Consider the following 2,990-nt stretch of genomic DNA (forward strand, 5'->3'; position numbering starts at 1 on the left):
CGGCCGCTCCGCCACCCAATACGCCGGCCCTGATCGCCGCACCGGCCCCGCCCCGCAGCTCCCCGGTCCCGATCGCCGCGCTGCCGCACCCCTGCCGCCTCCCACCCCCGAGCGGCGCATGCCCACCGTCCAGCGCCGCGCCATCGAGCCCGCCGCACCGCCTCCCAAGGCGTTCTGGCCTCAGCCCCCCCGCACCATCCAGGAGGCCGGCCTCACCGTCTCCATGGTCGAGGAGCTCATCCTCAAGGCCGTCTTCTTCGCCGGTGAGATACGCGGCATCGATCTCGGCAACCGCCTCGCGCTGCCCTCCACCATCGTCGACGAGGTGATCGAGGGCCTGCGCCGTCAGAAGTACCTGGACATCCGCGGTGGCGGCGGCTCCGGCGTCGGCAAGTCCACGATGATCTACCAGCTCACCTCGTTCGCCACCGAGCTGATGCGGCAGATCCTCGACCGCAACCGCTACAACGGCCCCGCCCCCGTTCCCATCGAGGACTGGGTCTATGCCGTGCGCAAGCAGACCGTCCGCGGCAACCGCATCACCCGCGCGAAGATGGAGGATCGCTTTGGCGACCTCAGCATCCGCGACTACATCTTCGACGGCATCGGCCCCGCCATGAACTCCGGGCGCGCCATCTTCTTCTACGGCCCCCCCGGTAACGGCAAGACGGCCATCTGCCAGTGCATGGTCAACTGCTTCGAGGGGGAGATCTTCATCCCTCATGCCATCATGATCGACGACTTCATCGTCCGTCTCTACGATGGCATCCTTCACAAGGCCGTCGAGGACGAAGCCACCACCCCCCATTACGACCGGCGCTGGGTCCGCATCAAGCGCCCCCTCGTCGTCGTGGGCGGCGAGCTGACGCTGGAGACGCTCGATCTCATCTACTCGCCCGAGGTGAAGTACTACGAGGCCCCCTTCCAGATGAAGGCCACCAACGGGATGCTGCTCATCGACGACTTCGGGCGGCAGAAGGTCTCTCCCGTGGATCTGCTCAACCGGTGGATCGTCCCGCTCGAGAGCGACGTGGACAACATCACCCTCCACACCGGCAAGAAGGTGCAGGTCCCCTTCGACGTGTTCACCGCCTTCTCCACCAACCTGGATCCCACGGACCTGGTGGATGACGCCTTCCTGCGCCGCGTCCGCTACAAGCTCGAGGTGCGGCGCCCGGACGAGGACCAGTTCTTCGAGATCTTCGAGGCGATCTGCCGCAAGCGCGGCGTCCCGTACGATCCGGAGATGGTCGAGTACCTCATCGAGAAGCACTACCGCTCCGTCGGCCGCCCCTTCGCCGCCTGCCAGCCCCGAGATCTGCTCGATCAGGTGATCGACATGGCCAACTACCTGGGGATTCCTCCGCAGCTCAACCCCGTGCTCCTGGACCGCGCCGTGCGCAGCTACTTCGTGCGCTTCGACAAGGAGGTCTCGGATCGCAACGCCACCCTGGCCTCCAGCGGGACTCCGGAGTAGCCACTCCGGGGCTCAGCCGGCCGGCGGCGCGAAGGGCCCATAGGGTGAGGGCTTCAGCCACTCGCGCACCTCGTCCACCGGGACGTTGGAGAGCACGTCGACAATGGACAGGCCATACACGAAGCGGCCCTCGCGCCCTCGCGGGTACTCCGGGTTGCGGAAGCGCTGCCACAGCACCCGCACCCCCACCTCCCGGAAGAGCGACGGCTTCAGGTACAGCGTCGAGCCCATCCCCGAGTAGTACGTGTCCGCCCCCAGCTGCACGCAGTACGCCGCCAGCCGCCCCGACTTGTCCGGGTGCGGGCGCTCCAACGTGGAGGCCAGCACTACCCGCGGTGTGATCCCCAGCGGCTCGTAGAACAGCGCCATGCTGGCGATCAGCGTGCGCAACAGCGAGCCTGGCCCTCGCGCCTCGGCCGCCTCCGCGTAGAAGGGCTCCAGCCGAGCCAGCACCTGGCTGCGGAAGTACGGCCGCCCCCCATAGAGTGTGACGAGCGCCTGCAGGTGCTTGCGCGCCCAGGGCTGGCCGGCGTCCACCGCCAGCTCCGAGATCAGGCTCTCCTGGTGCGCCCCCTCCAACGGAATGGTGAGCCACTGGAACCCCGGCTCCGTGGGCGCAGGCGTCGGCACGGAGTGAGGCAGCGCCACCCGCGTCCGCCGCTGCCACCCCCGCCTCAGCCACTGCACGTTGTCCAGGATCAGCAGCGTGCCCGCTCGCGCCACCTGCTCGTAGAAGTCCAGCCACGGCAGGTAGTGCGGTTGCTCGGCGACCAGGACACCCGGAGTGCCAGACACGCAAGGGAGCCTACCATCCGACATGAACAGCCGGGCAAACGTATTGGGATGGACATTTCCAGCAACAACCAAAATAATGTGACTCATCTGTCACGGTCGGCCCACCCGTGAACTAAGAAATGAGAATTCTTCTCGTCACCGCTGACCCATACCCCGCGCTCGTCGGGGAGATGAACCGCCTGGGCCATGCGGTTGCGGTCGAAGCGGACCCAGCGGAGGCGGGAAGAATCCTCACCCGTGAGCCGGTGGACGTGCTGGGGGTGGAGGCCTCGCGGCTGGCCGCGGACGTGCGGTGGCTGGAGCGGCTGCGGGCCAGCTCCGCGCCCGGGCTGCTCTTGCTGGGGCTGGCCTCGTCGCTGGCGGAGGAGGAGCTGGCGCCGCTGCTGGCCGCGGGCGTGGATGAGTACCTGGTGGCGCCCTTCGCGCCCATGGACGTGAAGGGCCGGTTGACGCTGCTGGCCCAGCGGCGTGCCGCCTCCGAGCAGGCTCCGCGCGAGCGGGGTGGGGGAGAGCTGTCCCGGCTGGCGGACATCATCCAGCTCCAGAGCGACATCATGCAGGCGGGGCTGGATCGGCACCGGGTGATGCGACGCATCTGCGAGCAGGCGCGGGCGCTGTGCGATGCGGAAGGCGCGGCGGTGGGCGTGCTCGAGGGAGACGAGCTGGTCTACCCCGTTACCGTGGGTAACCTCGAGCGCTTCCATGGCTTCCGGCTCAA

The 2,990-nt window shown here is 68.1% G+C and carries 2 protein-coding genes and 1 pseudogene; 2 read left to right on the forward strand and 1 reads right to left on the reverse strand.

Going from position 1 to position 2,990, the window contains the following annotated elements:
• The coding region (locus VD972_RS43205) for an ATPase (RefSeq protein WP_324995579.1) at positions 1–1,477 on the forward strand (1,477 nt) is incomplete at its 5' end.
• A 12-nt stretch (positions 1,478–1,489) separates the two neighbouring features.
• On the opposite strand, the gene VD972_RS43210 is transcribed toward VD972_RS43205, so the two are convergent.
• Positions 1,490–2,272, reverse strand: a complete 783-nt coding sequence (locus tag VD972_RS43210) for a WbqC family protein (RefSeq protein ID WP_324995581.1) — start codon at positions 2,270–2,272, stop codon at positions 1,490–1,492.
• A 119-nt stretch (positions 2,273–2,391) separates the two neighbouring features.
• On the opposite strand from VD972_RS43210, the pseudogene VD972_RS43215 reads away from it, so the two are divergent.
• A pseudogene (locus tag VD972_RS43215) lies at positions 2,392–2,990 on the forward strand (sensor protein); the annotation flags it as partial.

This window comes from Hyalangium sp., from assembly GCF_035629615.1.
Lineage (GTDB): Bacteria > Myxococcota > Myxococcia > Myxococcales > Myxococcaceae > Hyalangium.